The sequence below is a fragment of the Rhodococcus sp. T9N genome (assembly GCF_024436645.1).
Classification (GTDB): Bacteria; Actinomycetota; Actinomycetes; order Mycobacteriales; family Mycobacteriaceae; genus Rhodococcus_F; species Rhodococcus_F qingshengii.
Genome location: NZ_JAMSKS010000013.1, coordinates 111,394 through 137,255, shown reverse-complemented (window position 1 = coordinate 137,255; position 25,862 = coordinate 111,394). Strand labels below are relative to the sequence as shown.

Here is a 25,862-nt window from a genome sequence, read left to right as displayed (position 1 = left end):
CAAGAAGTTCGACCGGGTTCAGGTGAGAGACGAGATCATCGACGCCACGTCTGACGGTTCTACGTCGTAACCGGGGAAATAGCAGCACACTTCGTCGGCATGTTCGCCGAACCGCCGCCGAATCTCGGTGGCGCACTCTTCGGGAGTGCCGACGACGGCGAGTGTGGTCAGCATCGGATCGGTGATCAGCGACGCCATCTCGGTGTAGCCACCTCGCTTCGACAGGGCATTGAGTTCCGGTTGGACCTCGCCCCACCCTTCGACGTCGAGCACCGGACGGTATGCGGGCGTCGAACCGTAGAACGAGAGCAGGGCTCGGACGCCTCTGGCGGCCGCGGCAAGTTGATCGTCGCCGCGGCCGACGCCGACGATGACTTGCGGGATGATCGTGAATTCGTCTCGGGTGCGGCCGGATTCGCGAAGACCGGCATCGACGGCCGGAAGTGTTCGTTCGAGGAAATGACGTTGCGTGTGGAACGGCATGACCAGTAGTCCGTCGGCCACCTCGGCAGCCGTCCTGGTCATCACCGGTCCGAGCGCACCCATCAGGATGGGCGGCGGCCCATAGGGGTTGGGGCCGGGATCGAACGTCGGAGGCATCAACGTGTGGGTGAAGAACTCGCCGCGGAAGTTCAGCGTCGAGGTGTTCTCCCACGCAGTGAAGATCGCCTTGACCGCTGCGACCGTCTCCTTCATGCGGGCCGCCGGACGCGACCACGTTGCGCTGTAGCGTTTTTCGATGTGCGGTTTGATCTGCGATCCGAGACCCAGTCGAAAGTGGCCGCGACTGAGCAACTGCAGGTCGTTGGCCGAATGCGCCAGATGCATGGGACTGCGGGGGAATGCGATGGCGACGTTGGTCATCAGGTCGAGGTCGACGGCCGATGCTGCTTCGACGAGCGGGAAGAACACGTCGTGTGGTCCCTCGAACGTGAACAGGCCACCGGCGCCGGTCTCCGCGAGTTCACGGCTACGAGCAGCGCCCGCGCCCGGCGCGGAGTCCAGTTGTACGTGAACCTTCATCGGCGTCCCCGCAGCCAGGTGCTGACACCGGGAGCGAACGGAGCGATCGCCGCCACCGCGACCAGGGCGCAGTAGAGAATCGGGCCCCATCTCAGAACTCCGGCGCCGATGTCTGCTGCGCCGTCGACCAGAGACATGAAGCCGAGTCCGGCCGCGATGCTCACGACTCCCACGATCGCCGTCATCACCCGCCCGGCGTTCTTGCGTGCGCGGAGGAGTTGAAGGCTCATGAGTGCGAGCAGGACCAGGACGAGAGCGCCGCCGCCGCTGCCCGCGAGTACGACGGTCACGGCATCGGAGATGTCGGTGGACGAGTATCCGGGATTGTCGCGCGCAGTCGATTCTTCGAGAGCCGACCGGACGTCGTCGAGGCTGGTGACTACCACTCCGGCGATTCCGGCCAGGACGACGAACGAGCCGATCCAGGCAGAGGTAGACAATGTCACGGCTTTGGGTGTCTCGTCGCTCGCTGCAGGTCGGAGCGGCCGAACCGAGACGTCGGGTCGCTCGGGTGCCGGGCGTGGAGGTGACGGGCGAGGAGGTCGCGCGGGAGAATTGTCGGGATCGGTCACCGGCCGATCGTAGCCATTCGGAGAGATACGGAAGTGATGTGGCGCACTTTTCCGGCTTTTCGGGGAAGGCGGGAACAAATCTACGTGGGCTGTAGTTGACCATTTCGACAAGCTTGAGCGCCCTCGGCTCAACTTCAAGTTGACTCCCGGCCACGGTCGGAGGCAAACTTGAGCGGAGGACGCTCACCAAGCGAAAAACTCGCGGTCATGTTCGAGATCAACCACTCGGGCAGAGAACCGCAGAACGAAAGGTAGGAACACTATGGCTCGTGCAGTCGGTATCGATCTCGGTACGACCAACTCGGTAGTTGCAGTGCTGGAGGGCGGCGAGCCCGTAGTGGTCGCCAACGCCGAAGGCTCACGTACCACCCCCTCGGTGGTCGCATTTGCCAAGAACGGCGAGGTTCTCGTCGGTCAGCCCGCGAAGAACCAGGCAGTTACGAACGTCGACCGCACCCTCCGCTCCGTCAAGCGCCACATCGGCACTGACTGGAACGTGGAAATCGACGGCAAGAAGTACACGCCGCAGGAAATCAGCGCCCGCACGCTCATGAAGCTCAAGCGTGACGCGGAGGCTTACCTCGGCGAAGACATCACCGACGCCGTCATCACCGTCCCCGCGTACTTCGAGGACGCACAGCGTCAGGCAACCAAGGAAGCCGGCCAGATCGCCGGCCTCAACGTCCTTCGTATCGTCAACGAGCCCACCGCGGCTGCACTGGCATACGGACTCGACAAGGGTGACACCGAGCAGACCATTCTGGTCTTCGACCTCGGTGGCGGCACCTTCGACGTCTCCCTGCTCGAAATCGGCGACGGTGTCGTCGAGGTTCGCGCAACCTCCGGTGACAACCACCTCGGTGGCGACGACTGGGACGAGCGCGTCGTCGCTTGGCTGGTCGACAAGTTCAAGGCTCAGAACGGCATCGATCTGACCAAGGACAAGATGGCCCTGCAGCGTCTGCGTGAGGCTGCGGAGAAGGCGAAGATCGAGCTCTCCAGCTCGCAGAGCACCTCCATCAACCTCCCGTACATCACGGTCGACGCGGACAAGAACCCGCTCTTCCTGGACGAGCAGCTCACCCGCAGCGAGTTCCAGAAGATCACCTCGGACCTGCTCGATCGCACTCGTGCGCCGTTCCAGGCAGTGATCAAGGACAGCGGAATCGCCGTCAAGGACATCGACCATGTCGTGCTCGTCGGTGGCTCCACCCGTATGCCGGCCGTCTCCGATCTGGTTCGTGAACTGACCGGTGGCCGTGAGCCCAACAAGGGCGTCAACCCGGACGAGGTCGTCGCCGTCGGCGCCGCACTCCAGGCCGGTGTGCTCAAGGGTGAGGTCAAGGACGTTCTGCTCCTCGACGTCACGCCGCTTTCCCTCGGCATCGAAACCAAGGGTGGTGTGATGACCAAGCTCATCGAGCGCAACACCACGATCCCCACGAAGCGTTCCGAGACCTTCACCACCGCTGACGACAACCAGCCTTCGGTGCAGATCCAGGTCTTCCAGGGTGAGCGCGAAATCGCTTCGCACAACAAGCTGCTCGGCTCCTTCGAGCTCACCGATCTGCCGCCCGCCCCGCGTGGCGTTCCGCAGATCGAGGTCACCTTCGACATCGACGCCAACGGCATCGTGCACGTGACGGCGAAGGACAAGGGCACCGGCAAGGAAAACACGATCAAGATCCAGGACGGCTCCGGTCTGTCCAAGGAAGAGATCGAGCGCATGGTCAAGGATGCCGAGGCTCACGCCGAGGAAGACAAGGCCCGTCGCGAAGAGGCAGAGGTTCGCAACCAGGCCGAGTCGCTGGTCCACCAGACGGAGAAGTTCGTCAAGGAGCAGCGTGAAGGTGAGAACGCGGGCAAGGTCTCCGAGGAGATCCTGACCAAGGTCGAGGCAGCGGTCAAGGACGTCAACGACGCCCTGGCAGGCACCGACATCGCTGCAGTGAAGACCGCAGTGGAGAAGCTGGGCACCGAGTCGCAGGCTCTGGGCCAGGCCATCTACGAGGCTTCCGCTGCAAACGAGGCCGGAAACACCGACGGCGCAGGCAATGACGACGACGTCGTCGACGCCGAGGTTGTCGACGAGCCCACCGACTCGGACAAGAAGTGACCTCGGACAACCCCGAGAACAACCCGGTCGACCCCGAGACCGGTGCACAGGGAGAGGCGGCGGGGGAATCCCTGCCGCCGCTCGACTCGGAAGACACAGGGGTAGTTCAGGAAGCAGAGTCGATCGTGGAGGAAGCATCCGCCACCGATCAGCTCGCCGAACGGACTGCGGATCTGCAGCGACTTCAGGCGGAGTTCACCAACTACCGTCGTCGCGTCGAGCGTGACAAGCAGGTCATCAAGGAAACCGCGCGGGCTTCGGTCATCACCGAGCTCATCGGAATTCTCGACGACCTGGATCGCGCTCGGGCACACGGTGACCTCGAATCGGGTCCACTGCGTGCACTCGCAGACAAACTCAACACGACTCTGACGGGTCTGGGTTTGACCGACTTCGGTAGCGAGGGTGACGATTTCGATCCCGCACTCCACGAAGCGGTGCACCATGAAGGCGAAGGCCACGACCCGGTACTCGGGACGGTCATGCGCAAGGGATACAAGCTCGGCGACCGGGTCCTTCGGACCGCAATGGTGGCCGTGACGGACCGGGTAGGCGACAAGCCTGCAGACGGTTCAGAACAAGAAGCGAAGTAAGAGTGAGAGGAGGAGACGCCCAGTGAGTCAACGGGAGTGGATCGAGAAGGACTTCTACAAGGAGCTGGGCGTCTCGTCCACCGCGACGGCCGACGAAATCAAGAAGGCGTATCGCAAGCTGGCTCGGGATCTTCATCCCGACGCCAACCCTGACGATGCGAAGGCCGAAGAGCGTTTCAAGTCCGTCAGTGAAGCTCATGCCGTTCTGTCTGATCCGGACAAGCGCAAGGAGTACGACGAGGCTCGGCGCCTCTTTGCCAGCGGCGGCTTCGGCCCCCGCGCGCAGGGCGGCGGCGGATTCAACCCCGGCGCTGGTGGTTTCGACATCAACGACCTGTTCGGCGGCGGGGCCGGTGGGCAGGACTCGGGTCTCGGAGACATCTTCGGCGGATTGTTCAACCGCGGGGGAGCGGGCCAGCGAACAGCTGCGCCCAACCGCCCGCGTCGAGGCAAGGATCTCGAGACCGAGACGACGCTCGCCTTTCGTGAAGCAGCGCTCGGTGTCACCGTCCCTCTTCGTCTGACCAGCCCTACGTCGTGCACCACGTGTCACGGCAGCGGCGCAAAGCCAGGCACCAGCCCGCGAGTGTGCCCACATTGCAACGGAACCGGCGTGGTCAGCCGGAACCAGGGCGCCTTCGGATTCAGTGAGCCGTGTGACGATTGCCGGGGAACCGGCTCGATCATCGACTCGCCGTGTGAAGACTGCCACGGTAGCGGAGTCACCAATCGCACACGGACCATCACGGTTCGCGTGCCTGCCGGTGTGAGCGACGGTCAGAAGATCAGACTCAAGGGCAAGGGCGAAGCGGGACTCCGCGGCGCTCCGGCCGGCGACCTGTTCGTCAACATCCGCGTCAAGCCGGACAGTGTCTTCGGACGCAACGGCGACGACCTGACACTGACGGTTCCGGTGAGCTACGGCGAGCTGGTGCTGGGAACGACACTGTCCGTGCCGACTTTGGAAGGCCGTGTCGGAGTGAAGGTTCCGGCTGGAACGGTGGACGGACGCATTCTGCGAGTTCGCGGACGCGGTATCCCCAAGCGGCCGGACGGTGCCGGTGACCTTCTGGTCACGGTCAAGGTATCCGTTCCGCAGAAGTTGGACGACCCGGCGATCGAAGCGCTGAAAACCTATCTCGAAGCCGAGAAGGCGAGCGGGTTCGATCCACGGGCCGGGTGGGCCGGTGCATGATGACAGAGCGACCGCAGAATCAATGGGATGCGACGGTCGATCCTGACGCTCAGATCTTCGTGATCTCGGTGGCAGCCGAGTTGGCCGGAATGCACGCGCAGACTTTGCGTAACTACGACCGACTCGGGTTGGTCACCCCGCATCGAACCACCGGTGGCGGACGACGCTACTCCCCGCGCGATGTTGCGCTTCTTCGTGAAGTACAACGGCTTTCGCAGGACGAGGGAGTCAACCTTGCCGGAATCAAACGAATCATCGAACTGACCAACCAGGTCGAGGCTCTGCAGCATCGCGTCCGCGAATTGGCCGAGGAGATCGCGAAAGTCCATGCGGGCTATCGCCGGGATCTCGTGCCGATTCCGCGCAACAACGCGTTGGTGGTCTGGAAGCCCCGCAACCAGAGATAGTCGGACCTTTACACAAACGGCTCCACGCCCTGTCGGATTCATTTCGTCGAATCCGCCAGGGCGTGGAGCCGTTTCGGCGTTTCCACCCAGCGGGAAGAGATCTGTCGACGCCGCCTCAATGTGCATAGCGTCCGCTTCCATGACTCCACTTTTCAGCGTTTGACGTTATCCAGATCACATTCTATGCTCCATCCCAAGCAACTGCTTGCTAGATCATCAAGCGGGTGCTTGGTTGGCTGGTGCTCGAAATCAGGCACGTCCACCGGCCGATCATTCTTTCGTCAGGTATTCGCCTGACGTTCGGTGCATACATGTGTTCTAGGAGTGCAGACATGAATCGTCGGCCCATTCTTGTTGCGGCAGTTGCCGTGACGGCTCTGGCTCTTGCAGGGTGCAGTGGTTCTTCGGAGTCCGACGGAGGTGCGGACTCGCCCTACCGTGTGCTGCTGACTGGCGGGATCAGTGCACAGGGAGTTCTCGCGGCTAATTCGCAGACCTCGCTGCTCGCCACCAAGGCGGGCGTTCAGGTGCAGAACGAAGCCGGGGGGATCGGTGGCCGTCAGATCGAGCTCACTACGGTGGACGACGCGGGTGACGCAACCATCGCCGTCACCAAGCTGCGCGAAGCCATCAATTCGGGGAACAAGCCTGACCTCTACCTGAACTCGGGTCCGTCGTCGATCGCGGCTGCGGTTCTGCCGATCCTCAAGCAGAACAACATTCTCTCGATGAGCATGGCTCCCTCGCCCGATTCGACGGACCCCTCGAAGTTCCCGCTCAACTTCGATCTGGCTCCGGGTGCGACCGATACCGCTCGCGGAATTTCCGAGTACGCGAAGTCCAAGGGTTACAGCAGCGTCGGAGTCTTGCACGGCAGCACCGCTTACGGTGAGCTGTTCGGCGAAGAAATGACCAGTGCTTTGCAATCCGCAGGTCTGAAGGCCGCCGGTAACGAGGAGTACGACGCCGCCGCTTTGGACATGACGGCGCAGTTGCAGTCGCTCAAGAATTCGGGTGCCGTGGCAATCGCCTTGGATGCGTACGGCGCTCCTCTCGGATACGTGTTGCAAAGCCTCGAGCGACTCGGCTGGGACGTGCCGCTGGTCGGAAACACCTCGGTGTCTGCCACCAACCTGATCGCGAATGATCCGCCGGCCGGTGTGCTCGGCACCCCGCAGGTGAAGAACCTGGTGACGCAGGTGTTCAGCAGCACGGTGTTCGATCCGAACAACGCACTCGTCAACACGATGGTGGACACGATGGCTTCGCTGGGCTCCATCCCGTCGACGCTGATCCTCGCGGACAACTACGACGCTTTCCCCCTCGTCGCGGCGGCAGCGGAGAAGGTCGGCAGTTCGACCGATCCGAAGAAGCTCGCCGAAGCACTGGAAACCACTGAGGTCCAGGAGAATGCCAAGACCGCATTCCTCTCGCGCTACAACTTCAGCTCCGACAACCACGGCCCGAACCCGGACACCAGCGAGCTGAAGTTCATCAGTCCGACGAAGATCCTCAACGGTCAGTTCGGAAACCCGGCTGCGTCATGACCATTCTGTGGTCCGGATTGGCGCTCGGCGCGGTCTACGTGCTGGTTGCCATCGGGTACAACATCGTTTTCGTTTCCTCCAACACATTCAACTTCGCTCAAGCTCAGCTGATGATGGTGGGCACCTTTGTCGCCTACACGGGTCTGGTGACCCTGAAACTCCCCGTTCTCGTGGTGGCCGTCATGGCCACCGTGACCGTGATGCTCCTCGCCTCGGTCGAGGAGATCGTCGCGATCAGACCGGTGGCCGATCACCAGAACCAGTTGGTCACGACGTTGGGTGTCGCAACTCTGCTCAACGGCGCCACTCAATTGATCTGGGGTAGTGAACCTCTCACGGTTCCGTTCTTCGGATCGAACGAACCGATCACCCTGCTCGGCGGCCGTACCTACCCGGTCGAGATCGCTCTGCTGGTTGCGGCGATCGCACTGGTCGTCGGGTTGAGTTACGTCTCGAAGAAAACGATGACGGGTCTGGCTCTGATCGGCATCTCCGAGGATCGTGAAGCGGCGATGCTGCGAGGAGTCAACGTACGACGGTTGGCACTGGGAGCGTTTGCCTTCTCGGGTGCCTTGGCCGGTGTCCTCGGACTCTTCGTCGGCCCCAAGACGTTTGCAGTTGCGACGTTGGGTGCAGCGTTGGCCCTCAAGGGATTCGTGGCGTTGGCGATCGGCGGGTTCGGCTCTCTGCCTGGCGCTTTGATCGGCGGTCTGACCGTCGGCCTGGTGGAATCGTTCACCGCCCTGTGGGCGGGAAGTCAGTACAGCAATATCGCCGTCTTCACGGTGCTGATCGTCATCTTGATGGTCAAACCGGCTGGACTGTTCGGCAATGTCCGAGAACGGGTGGTGTGAGATGGTAAGTGCGTGGCGGACTTCCCGTTCCCTACCGAGCTGGATCATCCCACTCGTCCTGGCCGTGGTGATCCTGCTGCTGCCCGTGATGGGACTCGACCTGTCGACATCACGTCAGATTCAATTGGCCTGCATCCTGGCACTTGTGGTCAGTGGCCTGAACTTGAGCCTCGGCTTTGCTGGTGAACTGGCACTCGGCCAGGCAGCGATGTACGCGGCCGGTGCCTACACCGCGGGTCTGATGTCCCAGGCAGGTCACACCGACATTCTGCTTCAGCTTGCTGCCTCCGGAGCAGTGGCACTGGCGGTCGGAATCCTGACCGGTGTTCCCGGTCTGCGCCTGGGCAACTGGTCCCTGGCGATGACGTCGTTCTTCCTGGTTCTGCTGGTACCTGACGTACTGGCGATCTTCGGTGGCAAGACCGGCGGCCGAAACGGCCTCACCGGTATGGAGCCGCCGACGTTCTTCGGTTCCGAACTCGACACCCAGCAGTACTACATGGTGGTCGTCGTCGTGACCGTGCTCTGGTTCGCGGTGATGCGTAACCTGGTGGTCTCGCGGCACGGCATCGCGTTCCGCACGCTCAAGCAGTCGCCGGTTCTGGCGTCGTCGCAGGGTGTATCGGTGTTCCGGATGAAGCTGCTCGGTTATGCCATCGGTGCGTTCCCCGCCGGTCTGGCGGGTGCGCTGTTCGCCAACACCGACCTGTTCATCTCGCCGGAAGCCTTCGGGTTCACCTTTGCCACAGCAGTTCTGGCGGCGTCGATCCTCGGCGGTGCGGCAAGTGTGTACGGCGCCGTGGTCGGTGCCGCGATCATGCAGCTCGGTCCCAACCAGTCGACGGCGTTCCAGGAGTATTCGCTGATCTTCTACGGCGGCTTCCTGATCATCGGCGGTGTGCTGCTCTCCGGGGGTTTGACCAAGGTCGGGCGAGCGATCGTCTCGAAACTCGATCGCAAGGCCGGCCTGGGCGTAGTCACCGCAAAGGAAAACAGCGGTGGGACACCGGAACTGGCGCCGATCAACGGAGCACGGTTGGTGGTCGGCGGAGTGTCCAAAGCGTTCGGTGGCAACCAGGCGCTCAATGCGGCAACCCTGACCGCAGAGGCCGGTAAGGTCACCGCGTTGATCGGGCCCAACGGTTCGGGTAAGACGACCATGCTCAACATGATCTGCGGCTTCTACACCGCAGATGCGGGCGTGATCACGATCGGTGACACGGTGGTCTCGCAGTCGTCGCCGCACAAGGTGGCGCGCGTGGGTGTGGCGCGCACGTTCCAAACTCCGACGATTCCGGAAAACATCACGGTTCTGGAAGCTGTTGCATCCGGACGTTATTCGGTGCACCGAGCGTCGATGGCGTCGGCTGTGCTTCGCCTGCCCAGCTTCCGCAGGATCGCGAAGGCCGACATCGTCGAGGCCGAGCGTGTCCTCGAACTCGTGGGGATGTCGCACTTGCGCAACGAGATCGCGACGTCGCTGCCCCTGGGGATGCGTCGCATGCTCGAGGTTGCTCGCGCCGTCATCGCCGAACCGAGGGTCGTCCTCTTCGACGAGGTGGCATCCGGACTCGACGAGGACGAACTCGAACGCCTGGCAGATCTGATCCGGGTACTGCGAGATGCCGGGGCGACAGTGGTGTTGGTGGAGCACAACTTCCGCCTCGTCCTCTCGCTGGCCGACGAGATAGTCGTGCTGGCGCAAGGGCAGGTGATCGCCACCGGCGATGCGGCAACCATCGAACATCACCCACGCGTCTTGAGCGAGTACCTCGGAGTCAAGTCCGGTGACGAAGAAGCACTTCTCGAAGAAATCGGCGCGGTAGACCATCAGACCAGTGAGGTGAAGTGATGGAACCGATTCTGAAGGTCCGAAACTTGCAGACCGGGTACGGCGATCTGCGCGTCGTCTGGGATGTCTCGTTCGACGTCTATCCCGGTCAGGTGACCGCCCTGCTCGGACGCAACGGCGCAGGCAAGACGAGCACGCTCCGTGCCCTGTCCGGCCTCAACAAGGTGGCCTCCGGAACCGTCGAGATGGACGGCGCCGACATCACCGGAGTCCCCGCGCACAAACGGGTACGACAGGGGATGGCGTACGTGCAGGAGGGCAAGCGGGTCTTCCACAAGCAGACCGTCGAGCAGAACCTCCTGCTGGGCGGGTACACCCGCAAGGCAAAGCGCGGCGAGCTTATGGAATCCGTCGAATCGATGTACGAGATGTTCCCGATCCTGGGGGAGAAGCGTTCGCTTCCGGCCGGTTCCATGTCGGGCGGTCAGCAGCAGATGCTCGCGATCGGCGCAGCGCTGATGGCGCAGCCGAGGTTGCTCCTTCTCGACGAACCTTCGGGCGGTCTCGCTCCCGTGATCGTCGGTGAGGTGATGGACCGCGTCCAACAACTCAAGGAAACCGGCCTGGCTGTTCTACTGGTCGAGCAGGCAGTCGAGGCCGCGATGAGCGTCGCCGATCATGTCACGGTCCTCGACATCGGCAAGGTGGTTCTCGACGCCGATGCCAAGGACATCGACGACCTGGCAGTGCTCAAGGATGCGTATTTCGGACGCGTCTGAACGGCAATGACGGCTTCAGCCCGGCCACCTCGGCCGGGCTGAAGCCGTTTCCCGCTCCGTGGCACGGGCCCTAGCCGGCTCGGGGCCATCGATCTACCGTCCTGCAAACAACTCCCGCGAGAGGCAAACTCGATGACCACTGCTCCCGACGTGCTCGCCCCGGCGAAGCTCGGCCCGGTGACCCTTCGAAATCGAATCATCAAGTCCGCGACATTCGAAGGCAAAACTCCCGACGCCCTGGTCACCGACGAGCTGATCGAGTTCCATCGTCGCCCAGCCGCCGGCGGAGTCGGGATGTCCACCGTCGCGTATTGCGCCGTCGCACCGGAAGGGCGCACCGAATACGGCCAGCTCTGGATGCGGCCCGATGCCCTCCCCGGGCTTCGGCGGCTCACCGATGCCATTCACGCCGAAGGTGCTGCTGCGTCGGCGCAGCTCGGCCATGCCGGTCCCGTGGCGAATCAGAAGTCGACCGGACTGCCCGCGCTGGCACCGTCGAGTTCGTTCAATCCGTTGAGCATGAGGATGATTCGCACTGCCACGACAGCGGACATCACCAGAATTGCGGCCGCGCACGGGAGCGCTGCGCGACTTGCCGTCGAGGCAGGATTCGACGCCGTCGAGATCCACTTCGGTCACAACTATTTCGCGAGCTCGTTCCTGAGCCCGAAACTCAACCGTCGTAAGGACTCCTACGGCGGATCGCTGGAGAACCGGGCTCGCGTCGTACTCGAAACTGCACGCAGTGTGCGCGATGCCGTCGGTGACAAGATCGCGATCTTGGCCAAGCTGAACATGGACGACGGTGTGCCAGGCGGATTCTGGGTGGACGAAGCAATCCAGGTGGCGCAGTGGCTCGAAGCATCCGGAAGCGTCGACGCGCTCGAGTTGACGATGGGCAGTTCACTGCTCAACCCGATGTACCTGTTCAAGGGCGATGCGCCGATCCGCGAGTTCGCCGCCGCGATGCCGCAACCTGTTCGACTCGGTGTGCAGTTGGTGGGGAAGAGCATGTTGCATACCTATCCGTACAAGCCGTTGTTCATGCTGGAAGAGGCTCGGCAGATTCGTGCTGCGGTGAAGTTGCCGCTCGTGCTGCTCGGGGGTGTCACGGACAAAGCGGGCATGGATACCGCAATGGCGGAAGGGTTCGAGTTCGTCGCCATGGCACGGGCGCTGCTCAGAGAACCGGATCTGATCAATCGGATCGCGGCCGAATCCGATACCCAATCACTGTGCATCCACTGCAACAAGTGCATGCCCACGATCTTCAGTGGCGCCCGCTGCGTGTTGGTCGAACGCGTCTGAGCTGGTCAGCGCACACCACGTCCCGACATCCATGCGGATACCGGGTCGTGGGCCGTAGCGGATCAAGTTCGTGGTTGCATCAACGCTTGGTTCAGTTCTGCGTGAAGACGTCGTAGGAGGCGTTCATCGTGGGGTAGCCGGTGGCCATGTAGTCGGTGAGGATGACGTGCGTCGGGTCGCCGATGATGCGAGTCCCGTCGAGGGTGGGGTTGCCGACGTAGTTGTTGGCAGCCATGACCGTCTGGACGCCGTCGGCGACGTTGTAGGTGACGTCGACACCGATACCGCGGGGATCGCTGCTGTAGGCGGTGACGATCTCGGTGGTGTGCGGGGCCAGGTAGGAGCGGGGGCCGTTGATCCACTGTCCGTAGGGGTTGGACGCGCTGTCCAGCAGCATCGGGTTGTCGGTGTTGTTGGTGATGGTCATGGCAACCGTCGGGCCGTCGGTGGGCATGGTGCCGGCGTTGGCGATCGCTGCGGTTCCCAGTGCGGTTCCGCCGACAGTGAGGGCGATTGCGGTGACTGCTACGAAGCGGGTGGTGTTGGTACGCATGATGTCTGCTCCTGGGATGGTGTGTGGTTGCCGTTCTCGGCGATGAATCAATCTTGTCGCGAATGAGTGCTGCAGTATGTCCGCCGACGGGGCCGTGGCGGGGTTGAATCTCTTGTCCCCCGATCGGGGGAGGCGTAAGTGCTCGCATTGCTGGTACGGGCGTGAGAAAGTGAGCAATGCGCGAAGGCACGAAGCCGCTGGCCGGCAAGGTTTCCGTGGTGGTCGGCGACGACCACCCACTGTTCCGTGAGGGCGTGGTTCGGGCTCTGACCGGCAGTGACAGCATCGACGTCCTGGGCGAGGCCGACGACGGCGCAGCAGCGCTCGCAATGATCCGCGAACTACGCCCGCAGGTCGCGCTGCTCGACTTCCGGATGCCGCACCTGGATGGAACTCAGGTCGCCGCCGCAGTCGTTCGAGACGAGCTTCCGACGCGTGTGCTTCTGCTCAGCGCTCACGACGAATCGTCTGTCGTGTACCAGGCCCTGCAAGCCGGTGCTGCCGGATTCCTGCCGAAGGAATCCACTCGCGCCGAGATCGTGAGCGCCGTGCTCGACTGTGCTGCGGGACGAGATGTGTTGCCGCCCAGTATCGCCGCCGGATTGGTAGGAGAGGTTCGGCGTCGTAGTGAACCCTCCGGTCCGACGCTCAGCGCCCGCGAACGTGAGGTTCTCGGATTGATCGCGCAGGGCGCCAGCATCCCGGCCATTGCCTCACAACTCTTTCTTGCGCCCTCCACCGTCAAAACCCACGTGCAGCGCCTCTACGAGAAACTCGGAGTCAACGATCGAGGCGCGGCCGTCGCCGCTGCAATGCGGCAGGGATTGTTGGAGTGAGCAAGCGTCACCGAAGCACGTACGTGACGTTCATGGCCGGGTAACCCGAGGTCATCGTCACCGTGACGTCGTGGCTGTCGGGGGCGTGCGTACCGCCGGCATCCGCCCTGGTCTTCGAGTTGGTAGCACTGAAGACAAACACCCCACCGTCGTCGGAGCGGTACGTGAGCACGATGGGGAAGTCGTTCTGGTTCTTGCTCGTGGCCACAACGTTCACGTTCATGTTGGGGAGGATGTAGTCCGCCGGCGGGACGACCCAGTCGCCGTTCGGATTGGACGCGTGGACCAGATACAGGGCCCCGCGGCCCGAATTGCTGATCATCGCCGTCGTGACGGATGTGTCGGTCATCGACTTCACCGTGTTCGTACCGGCGGAGCGGGCAACCAGAGCTGCCATGCTGAGGCCGGAGAAGGAAAGTGATTCGGGTCGAATTGTGTTGGTGCTCATCATGTTCTCCTCGATTTGTCGGTCTCGGTGACCGTGTGTTTCTGTGATGAGACAACTATGGCCCCGAAATCCCTTCGGGTCTGTCCACCTACGGGTCCGAGTGCTGGACGACATCGCTGTCCGCCGATCGGTGGACACAGCGCTCTCCGCCCACCCAGCGTCATGGGGTGGAGGCTCCGCCCACCCAGCGTCATGGGGTGGAGGCTCCGCCCACCCAGCGGGAGAACCTGTTCCTCTACCATTCAACCCACTCGTAGCGTGGCCACCATGACCGATCCTGACTTCTCTACCGCACCACTCGACGTCGTAGTCATCGGCGCCGGCGTCGCCGGCATGTACGCCATGCACCGACTTCGCGAGCAGGGGCTGCGTGTCCACGGCTTCGAGGCGGGCTCCGGAGTGGGCGGCACGTGGTACTTCAACCGCTACCCGGGCGCACGCTGCGATGTCGAGAGTTTCGACTACTCCTACTCGTTCTCCGAAGAGTTGCAACAGGATTGGGACTGGAGCGAGAAGTACGCCGCGCAACCGGAGATCCTGTCCTACCTCGATCACGTCGCCGATCGCTTCGACCTACGCAGTGGGTTCACTTTCGATACCCGTGTCCTGAGCGCACAGTTCGACGAGGACTCGTCGACGTGGCGAGTGCACACCGACGGTGGTCATGACGTCACCTCGCGGTTCGTGGTGTGCGCCACGGGCAGCCTCTCGACCGCGAACGTTCCGAACATTGCAGGTCGCGAGACTTTCGGCGGTGAGGTCTTCCACACCGGCTTCTGGCCGCACGAGGGCGTCGATTTCACCGGCAAGCGAGTGGGAGTGATCGGCACCGGATCGTCGGGCATCCAGTCCGTTCCGTTGATCGCCGAGCAGGCCGATCACCTCTTCGTGTTCCAGCGGTCCGCGAATTACAGTGTGCCGGCGGGAAACACGCCTCTCGATGACAAACGACGCGCAGAGATCAAGGCCGACTACGCCGAGCGTCGAGCGCTGTCCAAGCGCAGTGGCGGTGGATCTCCGTTCGTTTCGGATCCTCGCAGCGCGCTCGAGGTGTCCGAGGCCGAGAGGAACGCGGCCTACGAGGAGCGGTGGAAGCTCGGCGGTGTTCTGTTCGCCAAAACCTTCGCAGACCAGACCAGCAACATCGACGCCAACGCGACGGCGGCCGCATTTGCCGAGGCCAAGATCAGATCGGTGGTCGAAGATCAGGCCATCGCCGACCTGCTGATCCCGAACGACCACCCCATCGGGACCAAGCGGATCGTGACGGACACCGACTACTACCAGAGCTACAACCGTGACAACGTGAGCCTGGTCGATCTCAAGAGCGCACCGATCGAGGCAATCGACGAGGCCGGGATCAAGACGACCGACTCGCACTACGAACTCGACGCATTGGTGTTCGCCACCGGTTTCGATGCGATGACCGGGGCACTCGATCGCATCGAGATCCGTGGCCGCAACGGCGAGACCTTGCGAGAGAACTGGCATGCGGGTCCGAGAACCTATCTTGGTTTGGGAGTTCACGGCTTCCCGAACCTGTTCATCGTCACCGGGCCGGGCAGCCCGAGTGTGCTGTCCAACATGATTCTCGCTGCCGAACAGCACGTCGACTGGATCGCCGACGCGATCAACCACCTCGATTCGGCGGGCATCGACACCATCGAGCCGAGTGCCGAAGCCGTGGACAACTGGCTCGAGGAGTGCTCACGCCGGGCGTCGGCAACATTGTTCCCATCCGCGAACTCCTGGTACATGGGAGCCAACATCCCGGGAAAGCCGAGGATATTCATGCCCTTCATCGGAGGCTTCGGTGTCTACTCCGACATCTGTGCAGACGTGGCAGCAGCGGGATACCGAGGCTTCGAGCTGAACAGCGCGGTGCACGCATGAGCCGGCTGGAGGGCAAGCGGGTACTCGTGACGGGTGCGGCCGGCGGAATGGGACGCTCACACTGTGAGCGGCTCGCCGAGGAAGGCGCGTCCGTGATCGCGTTGGATGTCGAACAGGCGCAATCGGGGTTGGCGGAAACCGCTCAGGCAGTGCGTGATCGAGGCGGTGTCGCGGTCACCGGTGTGGCGGATATTCGGGACTTCGACGGTCTGGCCGCCGTCGTGGCCGAGTGCGTTACCGAACTCGGCGGGTTGGACGTCGTGGTCGCGAATGCAGGCGTCTACGACACGCCGGGACCGTCGTGGACCATCGATCCTGCAGTGTGGAACCGCTCGCTGGACGTCAATCTGACCGGGGCGTGGCACACCGTCAAGGCCTGCGTTCCGCACTTCGGCGACGGTGGATCCGTCGTTCTGGTCAGCTCGACAGCGGGAATCAAAGGTATTGCCGGAGCAAGTCATTACAGCGCAGCCAAGCATGCCGTGGTGGGCCTGGCCAGAACGCTGGCCAACGAGTTGGGGGCGCAGAGTATCCGCGTCAACTCCGTGCATCCGGGTTCGGTACGTACCCCGATGATCATCAACGAGCGAGTGTTCGCGAACCTGTGCCCGGACATCGAGAATCCCACCGAAGCAGACGCTGCTGCAGTGCTCAGCGCTCGCAACTTGCTGCCCGTTCCCTGGGTCGATCCGGTGGACGTCAGTAATGCGGTCCTGTTCCTCGCATCCGCGGAGTCCCGCTACATGACCGGCTGTCAGTTGATTGTCGACGCCGGCCTGACCCAGAAAGTGTGAATTGATGACTTCTCGATTGGAAGGCAAGATCGCGCTGATCACGGGTGCGGCACGAGGAATCGGGCGGGCTCAGGCCGTGCGTTTTGCCGAAGAGGGCGCGGACATCATCGCGGTCGACGTGTGCACTTCGGTGGAAACCACAGTCACGCCGCCCGCGACGGAGGCCGATCTCGATGAGACAGTGGCGCAGATCCGGGCGCTGGGGCGAAAGGTCGAATCTGCGGTAGTGGACGTTCGGGATCTCGAGGCACTACGCAGTGCCGTGGACTCGGCCGTCGGAACGCTCGGTGGTCTCGACATCGTCTGCGCTACAGCTGGTATCACGTCCTCCGACGGGGCCCTGACCATGTCGGAAACGATGTGGCAGACCATGCTGGACGTCAATCTGACCGGCGTGTGGCACACCACGACCGTCGCGGCTCCGCACTTGATCGCGCGGGGCGGGGGATCGATGACACTCACAAGCTCCATCGCCGGACTTCGGGGGCTGGTCGGAGTCGCGCACTACACCGCAGCCAAGCATGGAGTCGTTGGTCTGATGCGTTCGCTGGCAAAGGAACTGGCTCCGCACAACGTACGCGTCAATACGGTCCATCCCACCAACGTCGACACCCTCATGATTCAAAACCCGTTGGTGCGCGGCAAGTTCCGCCCCGATCTCGAGAACCCGACGCGCGAAGAATTTGCTGCCGCAGCGATGACGATGAACATGCTCGCCATTCCGTGGATCGAACCGGTGGACGTAGCGAACGCTGCTCTGTTCCTGTCTTCCGACGAGGCTCGCTACATCACGTCGGTCGCCCTGCCGGTGGATGCAGGAAGTTCGTCCCGCTGAGGTTTCGAACAGCTGAAATCTTGAACAGCTGAAATCTTGAACAGCTGAGGTTTTGACACGCTGAGTTCCGCCACGGTGTGTAGCGTCGGTTTCACCTAACCGAAAGGCGTACACCGTGGCGGAACGGCGCTATCTGGAAGTCACCGTCGGGATCAACATCGTGATGGTCCTCGACCACCGCACGGTGGAGGTCTTCGACCGCACCGCCGCGAGCACGAGCGAAGTGGCTCGTTGGCATGTCGAACACATTGCGGTGAAGGCGAAACCGTCGAAGTCGGGACTGAAACTCACCATCGGGAACAGGCTCGCCGACGACTCGATCGCGGTAGCGGGTCCACGGGCATCGCTGACTGTTCCGCCGGAGAACGAGGCAGCCGTCATCGCGTTCTTCGACGAGGTCAAGGCTGCTCGGGTGTGAATCGGCAGAAGACCTTCGGCGCGGATGATTCGGGTTCTCTAGTCGAGCACGTCGTGCGCTGCCACGAAGATCGGGCCGGACGCACTTTTGTCGGGATCTCGGGAATCGAGGCTTCCGGAAAATCGACGATCGCGGACGAGTTGGCTGCCGGTATCTCGAAGTCGGGCCATGACTTCATCATGATCCATGGGGACGAGTTCTCGACTGCGAAAGCGGTACGGAACAAAGATCCTGACACGGTGCGTGGGTATCTCGAGGATGCGTACGACTATTCGAACCTGAGTAGCCGTGTGATGGTGCCGCTACGGTTGGCCGAAGTTACCGAAATTTCCTACGTCTCGACTGATCCGGAGACAGACGAATCTGTGGTGTCGAAGCCACGAGTCCCGGATCGCGCCATTGTGATCGTCGAGGGAGTGCTGCTTTTTCGCGGACTGATGCGAGATCAGTTCGACCTACGAATCTGGGTTGAAGCAAGCTTCGACGAGTCCTTGCGGCGTGCGAAGGGACGTCCGCGCGATGTGAGCTATTACGGGACGGCCGAGGCGATAGCGTCCCGGTACGAATCCCGGTTTCATCCGGCGCAGAGGATTCATCTGCGTGACGATCGACCACAACTGACCAGCCACGTAATCGTGCGTGGCTAGTCAGTCGAAAGGCCGGCGATATCAAGCTTTACGCGCGGCGGCATGGGCCCCGGCGACACGGCCGAATGCGAAGGCGTCGGCAATGTGGAATCCGCCGTCCTTCGCCGCGCTGTAGGTGGAACTGACCGCGCCCGCGGCGTAGAGGCCAGGAATCGGATTGCGGGCAGTATCGAGTACGCGGGAATGACCGTCGCGGCGCGGCCCACCGCTACTCCATCCCAGCAGTGGCGACCCGGAGACGGCGTAGAACGGAGCGGTAGCCACCGGGGCCAAAGTTTCGGGATTGCGGCCGAACGAATGGTCGATGCCGTCCGCGCACGCCTCGTTGTAGCGTCGCACGCTCGTTTCCACGACTGTTGGGTCCAGTCCGAGTTTCTCGGCGAGTTCGGCGAGCGTGTCCGCCTTTAGGATCCATCCCTTGTCGATCTCGGCTTGATTGTCCGAGCTCCACTCGTACCCTTCGTCGAGAACCCTGTGGCCGACGGGCAGTGCGTCGCGGCCGGGGCTCAGCTGTCCGGCCAACCTCATCGTCTCGTCGAAGACGACGTTCATCGGTTGCACCGGAAAGTGTTGGTAAGAACCCTCTCTGAACACATGACCATGCCGCATTTCGGCTGACTCGTCGGTGAAGCGTCTACCTTCCCGGCTGAGGAACACATAGTTGTGCGCGTTCCACAGTGCGAGGAAGAATCCAGTCGGATTTTCGAGGTCGCCGGGAATTCCCGTAATGGTCATCATGTTGTTCATATGCCACAGATCGGCGCCCACGGCCTGTGCCATGCGGTGACCGTCGCCGGTTGCCGATGGTGAGCCCCAGATCTTCGGATTCTCCAGACGCAAGTAGTCGCGCACCATCGTCGGATTTGCTTCGAATCCTCCGGTGGCAAGGATGACGCCCCGGCGTGCCTGGATCTGCGAAGTCTTTTCACCCGAACGGATCTCGACTCCGGTCACCGCTCCGGATTCATCCGTCAGCAGTCCGGTGGCTTCGGTGTCGAATAGTGTTGTGACGCCGCGTTCAGCGAGAGCGGAGACGAGGAACCGGTAGAGAAGTTCATTGCCCATCTTCCCTTCGACGGTGTCCATCCCTGCGTAACAAGAACTTCCGTCAAGTTCGGCGAACTCTGCCGCGGAATGGAAATCGCCGGTCATCGCTACAGTTGCACCCAGACTGCGGATCCAGTCGGACAGTCCGTGAGTGTTCTCGGCCCAGGCATCGATGACGTCCTCGGCAACGGGGAACTCCCCGTTCAACGAACGCAGGAAGGTTCGGGCGGCAGCGGGGTCCTGGTTGACGAACCATCCACTGCCGGACAGTCGAGTGTTGCCGCCCGCGGAATCAGGTCCGCTCTTTTCCAGAATCACGACCGATGCGCCGTCGGCGTGCGCTTGGAGCGCTGCGGCCGATCCGGCAGCGCCCGATCCGATGACGAGTACGTCGACAATGTTATCCATGTCACAGAAGGTATTGCGGAATGGTGGTGCGGCGAACCCACCTTCCCGATGAGCGAGAAAGCCAGTGGTCGACGCCGCAGAGACGTCGCCCCGCAGGCACGTCGGGGGCCAGGCGAGGTAGCGGTTCAGTGCGTCGGGGGTGGCGCCAAAAGTGCGATATCGCGCTGTGACGTTTTCGAGACCCTAGCGTTATAGATGTGGTTGTGTCGGCGAAACCTGCCGGTGGCAGAGTTCGTCTGGAACGCAGTGACCGACACGGTTGGTTATCCGACGCACAGTGATTCATCGCTGATTCGGGCGGTGGGGCACGCCGAGTCCAGACAAGAGGCTTTCATGACTACGATCAACGAACGTTCTTCAGCTGCAAATGTTCTCGATCTCTTTGACAGCGCCGGCCGAGAAGGGCATCGGTACAGTATCGACGTGGAAAGCTACACCCCTTCGTATGCGGTACTGAGACTTGCCGGAGAATTGGACATGGGTCAGCGGGTGGAATTGGTGCACGCGCTCGACCGACTTCTCCTGGTCGGAACCGATATTCACGTCGATCTCTCCGGCGTGACCTTCATGTCGTCCGGAGTGGCGAATGCCGTTGTCGATGCTGCGGGGCGTGGCAACAACCGCATTCGCTTGTTTGCCCCGACGCGAGCGGTCTCCATGATCTTTCAGGCTCTCGGCGCCTCCGAACTCATTGCGGGCGTTGCCACGTCGACCGCTGATGCTCTCGGTGCTTGAGCCGGAAACAACTCCCACGAACGATGTGAAGTGAGCAGTGCTCGATACGCGTTGACTTGGTATCTGGTCTGATCTGCGTGTCGATGTGCACTTTGCGGCGCGGGATCAGGTTGTCGTCACCGGGTTGCGCCGAGATTTGCGGTATTCTCGTTCGGTGTCGAGCAGCCGGCGCTGCCATCGACGCGTCCGGCCGCATGAACGCTTGGTGGTCCCGACTCGTAGTGAAGAGCCACACCATGGCGTATGACACCAGCAACGGTTCGACATCGTCGAATTCTCCGATCACCCAGTTCTCCGATGTGATTGGTCTGGAAGTAAGCATGCAGTTCGCACCGATACGCCGCCTCGACGACCACGCACTTGCAGGCGCCGAGTTGCAATTGCGTGGGCCTGACAATTCCTCTCTGTGTTCGGCGCATGCCCTCCGTCGCGCCTCGCAATTGATGCAGCAACGCTCGGAATTCGACAGTCACAAACTGGCCATGTCCCGTACTGCACTCGCATGCACCGTCGCGGATCGCCTGCCGTTGCTGGTGGCAGTCGACTCGGCTTCCCGAGCAGCTCTGAACGCTCCTGGTATCGAAGGAGTGACGAGAAATCTGCAACGGATCGTCATCACGGTTGACAGCGCATCGGTGCTTACCGATCCCCACAACTCTCTGGCAGTGATCAGAGAAGCCCGCGCGGGCGGGCGTCTGATTGCACTCGACGGCGTCGGCATCGACAGGCACTCGGCGACACTTCTGTCTTTGGTCGAACCCGACATCATTATCACTTCCGCTGAATTACTCTCCAAGGCGGCATATTTCGAAGTTGGAACGACGGTGCACGCGCTCGGCGCCTACGTCGAGCGATCGAACGCGATTATCCTTGCCGAGGGTGTCGACTCGGAATCGTCCCGTCTTGCCGCAATCACCATCGGAGCCACATACGGAACGGGTGAGTTGTATCCCGCAGTCGACGATCCGAGTTCACTGTTGTCCGAACCGGTCGTCGCGATGCCCGACAGTCCGGTGTGGAGTGATCCCATCCCCGACGTGGGCACTCCCTACTCGATCGTGTCTGCTCACAGCCGGATCCGGCGCGGTACCAAGCGTCTGTTGATCCAACTGAGTAAGTCTCTCGAAGCGCAAGCCGCCACATCGGGTTCCTCGATGCTTGTTCTGGGCACCTTTCAACAAGCCGAGCATTTCACCGCATCCACAACAGCACGGTGGCGTCACCTCGCCGATACCGTAGGGTTTGCCGGTGTCTACGGTGTCGGACTGTCCGTGATGCTCGACGGTAAAGTTCAACACGCACCGCTCGACCCGGGTGATGATCTCGTCAACGAGTGGACGGTCGTCACTCTGGGACCACACCATGCGGCGATGCTGTCGGCGCGAGATCTTCATGACAACGGTCCAGATCTCGAGCGGACCTTCGACTTCGTGCAAACCTACGATCGCACCACCGTCACCCAGGCAGCGCACTCTATTCTTCGTCGTTACCCCAAGACGAATTCGTGAACCCCGTACCGATGTTCTCGACGTTCGCCGCGAGCGCTGCCCGACCGGCGATCGTGGCTAAGGAGTGGCCGGGCGCCGCGCAGCACGTCTCTTTGCTGCAGAGTTGAGTAGATACCTTTCGGCGACCGTGTAGTCCGTGACGGTTGCGCCATCCGGCGCTGTGGTGTGGGTGAGCAGTTCGAGATAGCGGCGACGGAAGACATGGGCGTCGGATTCTGCGAGTAGGAACTCCGCCGCTGAGACGACCTCTGGTTTCGGAGCAGCGCGTGCATGCCGGTTTCGGGCGGGCCGAGTGCTCATGTTTTCCTCTGGATTTCGAAAGCGTCTGTGCCGGTAGTCATGTGCGAGTTGATCCTGACGTCTGTTCGGTCGCTACCGGTCATGAGAAGTCGTGAGTGGTTTCAGATCGATCGGCTGTCCGTCGGAGGGGAACGGCAAGGACATGTAGTTGAGAGGGGCGGTGTAGCCGGGCGCGACCTGCCAATCGAAGCGTGTGAGCAGGTGGTGCATGATCGCTTTGATTTCGACGCCGGCGAAGTGCATGCCGAGGCATTTGTGCACGCCTCCACCGAACGGTTCCCAGGCATACCGGTGCACCTTGTCTTCACGTCGGTGGTCCGCGAAACGTTCGGGATCGAAATGTTCGGGGTCGGGCCAGTACTGCGGCATGTGGTGAGTGAAATGTGGCACCACTGACACGTAGGTCCCAGCGGGTACGAAGTGGTCCTGTATCTGGGTGTCACACACCGCTCGGCGAGCCATGACCGGCACGGGAGCGACGAGTCGGAGGCATTCTTTCATCACCAGGTCCAAGCCTGCGAGTTGGTCGAGTTCGGCATAGCTCGGCGTCGACGTACTCAGTGCGAGTGATTCCGCCCGACATCTGTTCTGCCACTGAGGATTCTGGCCGAGATATTGCATCATTGTCGAGATGGTGATGGTGGAGGTGTCATGTGCGGCCATCAGCAGGAAGATCATGTGATCGATCACCTCGCCGTCGCTGAAGCGCTGTCCGGTGTCTGATTCGATGTGACAGAGAACGGAAAACAGGTCGTCGGTTTCGCGTGAACGGCGCGCAGGTAGGTAGCGGCGGAAGAAGTTTTCGAGGGTTCGGCGCCCGTCGAGGCCGCGCTTCCATCTGGTGCCGGGAACTCGATAACGGATCACCGAGGTTGCAGCTTGCACGCAATCGACGAAAGCTTTTTTCACAGAGTCGATTTCGTTGTCAGTGGTCCCTTCCGCGCCGCCCATGAAGATGTCGGTCGCGAGGTTGAGTGTGAGAGCTTTGAGAGCGGTGTAGGCGCGGAAGCCATCGGACGGAGTCCAGGCGTCGAGCGCGGAGGCGATCGCGGGATTCAGCACGTCCACGGTCTTTTCGAGACGCGATCTCGTGAAGGCTTGTTGCATGATGCGTCGTTGTCGTAGGTGCTCTTCGGAGTCGAGAAGCATCAGACCCCCGTGGAAGAAGGGGCCGATGAGCACTGACCAACCGTCGCTGTTGACAAAAGCGCGGTCCTTGTTCTGGAGAACTTCTTGGCATGCGTCGGGTCCGAGGGCTGCGACCCACCGTCTACCGGCCATCGAGAACCACGAGACCTCGCCGTAACGATCCCAGCGTTTTTGCATCAGAGCGAGAGGGTCGCGGATGTATTCGAAAGTTTGCCCTATTCCGGGTAGTCCCGAATTGCCTGAGATGGGACGCAACTGCGACCGGATGGGTGGAGCGGCCAGGATTTTCGACATCACGTACCTGCCTTCCGTTTGCATCTGACAGTGGCGCCTGTCAGATGGGGGTAGTCTGCGTCACAGTCGCGTTGTCTGTCAAGATCGACTCATGGCTTCTCCCACACCCCGTCGATATGCCGGTCTGAGTGGTGAGCAGCGGGCCGCGCTTCGGCGTGAAAGCTTGCTCGCAGCAGGACTGGACGTGTTTGCAGCCGCGGGCAGGCAGGGTGCCACCATGACCGCCATCTGTGCGCATGCCAAGCTGACAGAGCGATATTTCTACGAGAGTTTCACCAGCAGGGACGAACTCCTCCAGCAGGTTTTCGACGGAATCGTCGACGAGGTGCGCGTGGCCGGAATGGCTGCACTCCGAACGACCGATGGGACACGGGAGGAGCGCGTGCGGAGCGCCATTGCTTCGTTCGTCAACATCCTGACGGACGATCCTCGAAAAGGGCGTGTCGCGATGGTCGAGTCGGTGGCTTACGAGCCGCTGCGCACTCACAGGCGGGGAGCGCTGCGTGGGTTCGCGCAGATGGTGGCCGACGAGGCTGCGCTCTTGTACGGCGATCGAGCTTGGCCTCCCCATCAGGGTGAGATCAACGGATTACTGTTCGTGGGCGGCCTGGCCGAATTGGTGACGGCCTGGCTCAACGGCGAAATCGACATCACGCCCGCTGAGATCGTGGATGCCGCAACCTTCCAATTCACATCCACAGCGCACCGATGAAACGCGGGGCCGGCGATGCGGACTGCCAACTCCAGTGGGCGGCATGTGTCGTGATTCGAGGCAGTTTCGGGTCTGAATTGTCGATGACACTGTCCGCGCGGGTCCAGGGCTCTGCAGCCGCGAAGTACAGACGTTGGCCGCCGACATAACGGTTCATCGACGGGTGTTCCGGATCCGCGTTCGTTCCGTCGCGAAGGTTCATTCGCTCGGCGGTGATCTCGAAGGGCACGTCGAGAAAGATCGAATAGTCCCATCGGGAAGCAAGTTCGTCCCGATGCAGAAAGAGTCCCTCGACGAGGACTACGGCTCCGTCGGCTGCATGCAAGTACGCGTCGCTGTCCCGTCGTGGTCGGTACTCGCGGTTACCTCCCGGTCTCAGAGGGGCGAGAACATGACGCTCGAGGGCGTCGTAGTCGTAGCTGTCGAGCCAGAAGCCTTCCGGTGACAGCCGACCTCTGCGATGGCGAATCTCCGGCGGATTGAGGAAGTTGTCGACGTGAATCACAATGGCGGGGCGTTCATTCAGCTGTGCTGCAAGACTTTTCGTGAATGTCGTCTTGCCGCTCCCGTCGACGCCGTCGATCGCGACGACGGGAGAGCCGCGCAGCGCGTTTATTTCGGCGGCCAAGGTCTCGAAGACCGTCTTGGTGCTCATCGAGCAGTTCTTCCCTCGCTCGTAGCGACGCGAAGAGGCCCGGTGTCGTACAGGATTCGGTGGCCGTCTTCGAGGACGCGTCGAGTGCCCGCGTCGAGCGGAAGGTCGGCCCAGCTCTCGCTCGCGAAATTCAGTTCGACGAGAAGACCGGACCGTAGGCGGAAGCGTCGTTCTCGGACTGGCCCCCAGTTGGCGGCTCTGATGAATCGCGCGTCGGGGCGGAGCCGGTCGAACCAGTCTTCATTTGCGAGCGCGTTCGCGTCGTCGGCCAGGATCATCAGATCAAGATCACTCGCCATACGCTCCGCGCCGCGCGCGTAGGACCCGACCAGCGCTACAGCTTTGACGTCATCGTGCTCAGCGGCCCATCGTTCGACGTCGACGAGCAGCGCGTTCACCGCACGTCTTCGCCCCTTCAACCTTGCTGACATACCGGCATCATTC

The 25,862-nt window shown here is 62.0% G+C and carries 27 protein-coding genes; 18 read left to right on the top strand and 9 right to left on the bottom strand.

Annotation, left to right across the window (positions count from 1 at the left end):
* Positions 1-18: 18 nt before the first annotated feature.
* The gene (locus M1L53_RS21105; protein ID WP_042452226.1) at positions 19-1,023 is read right to left on the bottom strand and encodes a TIGR03617 family F420-dependent LLM class oxidoreductase; all 1,005 of its coding nucleotides are present in this window, start codon (positions 1,021-1,023) and stop codon (positions 19-21) included.
* Positions 1,020-1,595 (bottom strand): hypothetical protein, encoded by a 576-nt coding sequence (locus M1L53_RS21100; RefSeq protein ID WP_039972689.1) that lies wholly within the window; start codon positions 1,593-1,595, stop codon positions 1,020-1,022. Before M1L53_RS21100 ends, M1L53_RS21105 begins: the two co-directional genes overlap by 4 nt.
* A 262-nt stretch (positions 1,596-1,857) precedes the next feature.
* Here M1L53_RS21100 and dnaK point away from each other — a divergent pair, with 262 nt between their 5' ends.
* From dnaK to M1L53_RS21055, 9 genes are all read left to right on the top strand, one after another.
* On the top strand, positions 1,858-3,711 hold the full coding sequence (gene dnaK, locus M1L53_RS21095) for a molecular chaperone DnaK (RefSeq protein ID WP_003944365.1): 1,854 nt from the start codon (positions 1,858-1,860) through the stop codon (positions 3,709-3,711).
* Positions 3,708-4,304: a nucleotide exchange factor GrpE gene (gene grpE, locus M1L53_RS21090; protein ID WP_054187125.1), complete on the top strand. Its 597-nt coding sequence runs from the start codon at positions 3,708-3,710 to the stop codon at positions 4,302-4,304. Before dnaK ends, grpE begins: the two co-directional genes overlap by 4 nt.
* 22 nt (positions 4,305-4,326) lie before the next feature.
* Positions 4,327-5,499 (top strand): molecular chaperone DnaJ, encoded by a 1,173-nt coding sequence (gene dnaJ, locus M1L53_RS21085; protein WP_003944329.1) that lies wholly within the window; start codon positions 4,327-4,329, stop codon positions 5,497-5,499.
* The gene (locus tag M1L53_RS21080; RefSeq protein WP_003944355.1) at positions 5,496-5,906 is read left to right on the top strand and encodes a heat shock protein transcriptional repressor HspR; all 411 of its coding nucleotides are present in this window, start codon (positions 5,496-5,498) and stop codon (positions 5,904-5,906) included. Before dnaJ ends, M1L53_RS21080 begins: the two co-directional genes overlap by 4 nt.
* 332 nt (positions 5,907-6,238) lie before the next feature.
* The gene (locus M1L53_RS21075; protein ID WP_054187126.1) at positions 6,239-7,453 is read left to right on the top strand and encodes an ABC transporter substrate-binding protein; all 1,215 of its coding nucleotides are present in this window, start codon (positions 6,239-6,241) and stop codon (positions 7,451-7,453) included.
* The gene (locus M1L53_RS21070; RefSeq protein WP_007726703.1) at positions 7,450-8,307 is read left to right on the top strand and encodes a branched-chain amino acid ABC transporter permease; all 858 of its coding nucleotides are present in this window, start codon (positions 7,450-7,452) and stop codon (positions 8,305-8,307) included. The genes M1L53_RS21075 and M1L53_RS21070 overlap by 4 nt, the downstream gene beginning before the upstream one ends.
* 1 nt (position 8,308) lies before the next feature.
* The gene (locus M1L53_RS21065) at positions 8,309-10,159 is read left to right on the top strand and encodes an ABC transporter permease subunit (RefSeq protein ID WP_054187127.1); all 1,851 of its coding nucleotides are present in this window, start codon (positions 8,309-8,311) and stop codon (positions 10,157-10,159) included.
* Positions 10,159-10,878 (top strand): ABC transporter ATP-binding protein, encoded by a 720-nt coding sequence (locus M1L53_RS21060; protein WP_003944438.1) that lies wholly within the window; start codon positions 10,159-10,161, stop codon positions 10,876-10,878. The genes M1L53_RS21065 and M1L53_RS21060 overlap by 1 nt, the downstream gene beginning before the upstream one ends.
* A 132-nt stretch (positions 10,879-11,010) precedes the next feature.
* Positions 11,011-12,186 (top strand): NADH:flavin oxidoreductase, encoded by a 1,176-nt coding sequence (locus tag M1L53_RS21055; RefSeq protein ID WP_042452220.1) that lies wholly within the window; start codon positions 11,011-11,013, stop codon positions 12,184-12,186.
* Positions 12,187-12,277: 91 nt separating this feature from the next.
* Here M1L53_RS21055 and M1L53_RS21050 read toward each other — a convergent pair whose 3' ends face one another.
* Positions 12,278-12,739 (bottom strand): hypothetical protein, encoded by a 462-nt coding sequence (locus M1L53_RS21050; RefSeq protein WP_054187128.1) that lies wholly within the window; start codon positions 12,737-12,739, stop codon positions 12,278-12,280.
* A 176-nt stretch (positions 12,740-12,915) separates the two neighbouring features.
* Here M1L53_RS21050 and M1L53_RS21045 point away from each other — a divergent pair, with 176 nt between their 5' ends.
* On the top strand, positions 12,916-13,575 hold the full coding sequence (locus tag M1L53_RS21045) for a response regulator transcription factor (protein ID WP_007726710.1): 660 nt from the start codon (positions 12,916-12,918) through the stop codon (positions 13,573-13,575).
* Positions 13,576-13,582: 7 nt separating this feature from the next.
* Here the strand turns inward: M1L53_RS21045 and M1L53_RS21040 are convergent, their stop codons facing one another.
* The gene (locus M1L53_RS21040) at positions 13,583-14,023 is read right to left on the bottom strand and encodes a hypothetical protein (RefSeq protein ID WP_054187142.1); all 441 of its coding nucleotides are present in this window, start codon (positions 14,021-14,023) and stop codon (positions 13,583-13,585) included.
* Positions 14,024-14,290: 267 nt separating this feature from the next.
* Here M1L53_RS21040 and M1L53_RS21035 point away from each other — a divergent pair, with 267 nt between their 5' ends.
* From M1L53_RS21035 to M1L53_RS21015, 5 genes are all read left to right on the top strand, one after another.
* The gene (locus M1L53_RS21035; protein WP_007726712.1) at positions 14,291-15,916 is read left to right on the top strand and encodes an NAD(P)/FAD-dependent oxidoreductase; all 1,626 of its coding nucleotides are present in this window, start codon (positions 14,291-14,293) and stop codon (positions 15,914-15,916) included.
* Complete coding sequence (locus tag M1L53_RS21030) at positions 15,913-16,710, top strand: mycofactocin-coupled SDR family oxidoreductase (RefSeq protein ID WP_054187129.1); 798 nt, start codon at positions 15,913-15,915, stop codon at positions 16,708-16,710. The genes M1L53_RS21035 and M1L53_RS21030 overlap by 4 nt, the downstream gene beginning before the upstream one ends.
* Before the next feature lie 4 nt (positions 16,711-16,714).
* The gene (locus M1L53_RS21025) at positions 16,715-17,545 is read left to right on the top strand and encodes a mycofactocin-coupled SDR family oxidoreductase (RefSeq protein ID WP_007726714.1); all 831 of its coding nucleotides are present in this window, start codon (positions 16,715-16,717) and stop codon (positions 17,543-17,545) included.
* A gap of 115 nt (positions 17,546-17,660) precedes the next feature.
* Entirely contained in the window at positions 17,661-17,963 is a 303-nt protein-coding gene (locus M1L53_RS21020) for a hypothetical protein (RefSeq protein WP_042452216.1), read from the top strand.
* Entirely contained in the window at positions 17,960-18,610 is a 651-nt protein-coding gene (locus M1L53_RS21015; protein ID WP_003944437.1) for a hypothetical protein, read from the top strand. The genes M1L53_RS21020 and M1L53_RS21015 overlap by 4 nt, the downstream gene beginning before the upstream one ends.
* A 21-nt stretch (positions 18,611-18,631) precedes the next feature.
* Here the strand turns inward: M1L53_RS21015 and M1L53_RS21010 are convergent, their stop codons facing one another.
* Positions 18,632-20,065, bottom strand: a complete 1,434-nt coding sequence (locus M1L53_RS21010) for an FAD-dependent oxidoreductase (protein WP_054187130.1) — start codon at positions 20,063-20,065, stop codon at positions 18,632-18,634.
* 423 nt (positions 20,066-20,488) lie between these two features.
* Between M1L53_RS21010 and M1L53_RS21005 the strand changes: the two genes are divergently transcribed.
* On the top strand, positions 20,489-20,800 hold the full coding sequence (locus M1L53_RS21005) for an STAS domain-containing protein (RefSeq protein ID WP_228401988.1): 312 nt from the start codon (positions 20,489-20,491) through the stop codon (positions 20,798-20,800).
* Positions 20,801-21,036: 236 nt separating this feature from the next.
* On the top strand, positions 21,037-22,308 hold the full coding sequence (locus tag M1L53_RS21000) for a DICT sensory domain-containing protein (RefSeq protein ID WP_007726720.1): 1,272 nt from the start codon (positions 21,037-21,039) through the stop codon (positions 22,306-22,308).
* 57 nt (positions 22,309-22,365) lie between these two features.
* Here the strand turns inward: M1L53_RS21000 and M1L53_RS20995 are convergent, their stop codons facing one another.
* Both M1L53_RS20995 and M1L53_RS20990 read right to left on the bottom strand, forming a co-directional pair.
* On the bottom strand, positions 22,366-22,608 hold the full coding sequence (locus tag M1L53_RS20995) for a hypothetical protein (RefSeq protein ID WP_003944403.1): 243 nt from the start codon (positions 22,606-22,608) through the stop codon (positions 22,366-22,368).
* A gap of 72 nt (positions 22,609-22,680) precedes the next feature.
* On the bottom strand, positions 22,681-24,051 hold the full coding sequence (locus M1L53_RS20990) for a cytochrome P450 (protein ID WP_007726721.1): 1,371 nt from the start codon (positions 24,049-24,051) through the stop codon (positions 22,681-22,683).
* A 91-nt stretch (positions 24,052-24,142) separates the two neighbouring features.
* Between M1L53_RS20990 and M1L53_RS20985 the strand changes: the two genes are divergently transcribed.
* Positions 24,143-24,763 carry a TetR/AcrR family transcriptional regulator gene (locus M1L53_RS20985; protein ID WP_039972697.1) on the top strand — a complete coding sequence of 207 codons (621 nt, stop codon included), beginning with the start codon at positions 24,143-24,145 and terminating at the stop codon, positions 24,761-24,763.
* On the opposite strand, the gene M1L53_RS20980 is transcribed toward M1L53_RS20985, so the two are convergent.
* Positions 24,741-25,418, bottom strand: coding sequence for a uridine kinase (locus M1L53_RS20980; RefSeq protein WP_054187131.1), 678 nt, complete (start codon positions 25,416-25,418; stop codon positions 24,741-24,743). The two genes, M1L53_RS20985 and M1L53_RS20980, sit on opposite strands and share 23 nt — an antisense overlap.
* Positions 25,415-25,849, bottom strand: a complete 435-nt coding sequence (locus tag M1L53_RS20975; RefSeq protein WP_039972698.1) for a nucleotidyltransferase domain-containing protein — start codon at positions 25,847-25,849, stop codon at positions 25,415-25,417. Before M1L53_RS20975 ends, M1L53_RS20980 begins: the two co-directional genes overlap by 4 nt.
* Between the last annotated feature and the right edge of the window lie 13 nt (positions 25,850-25,862).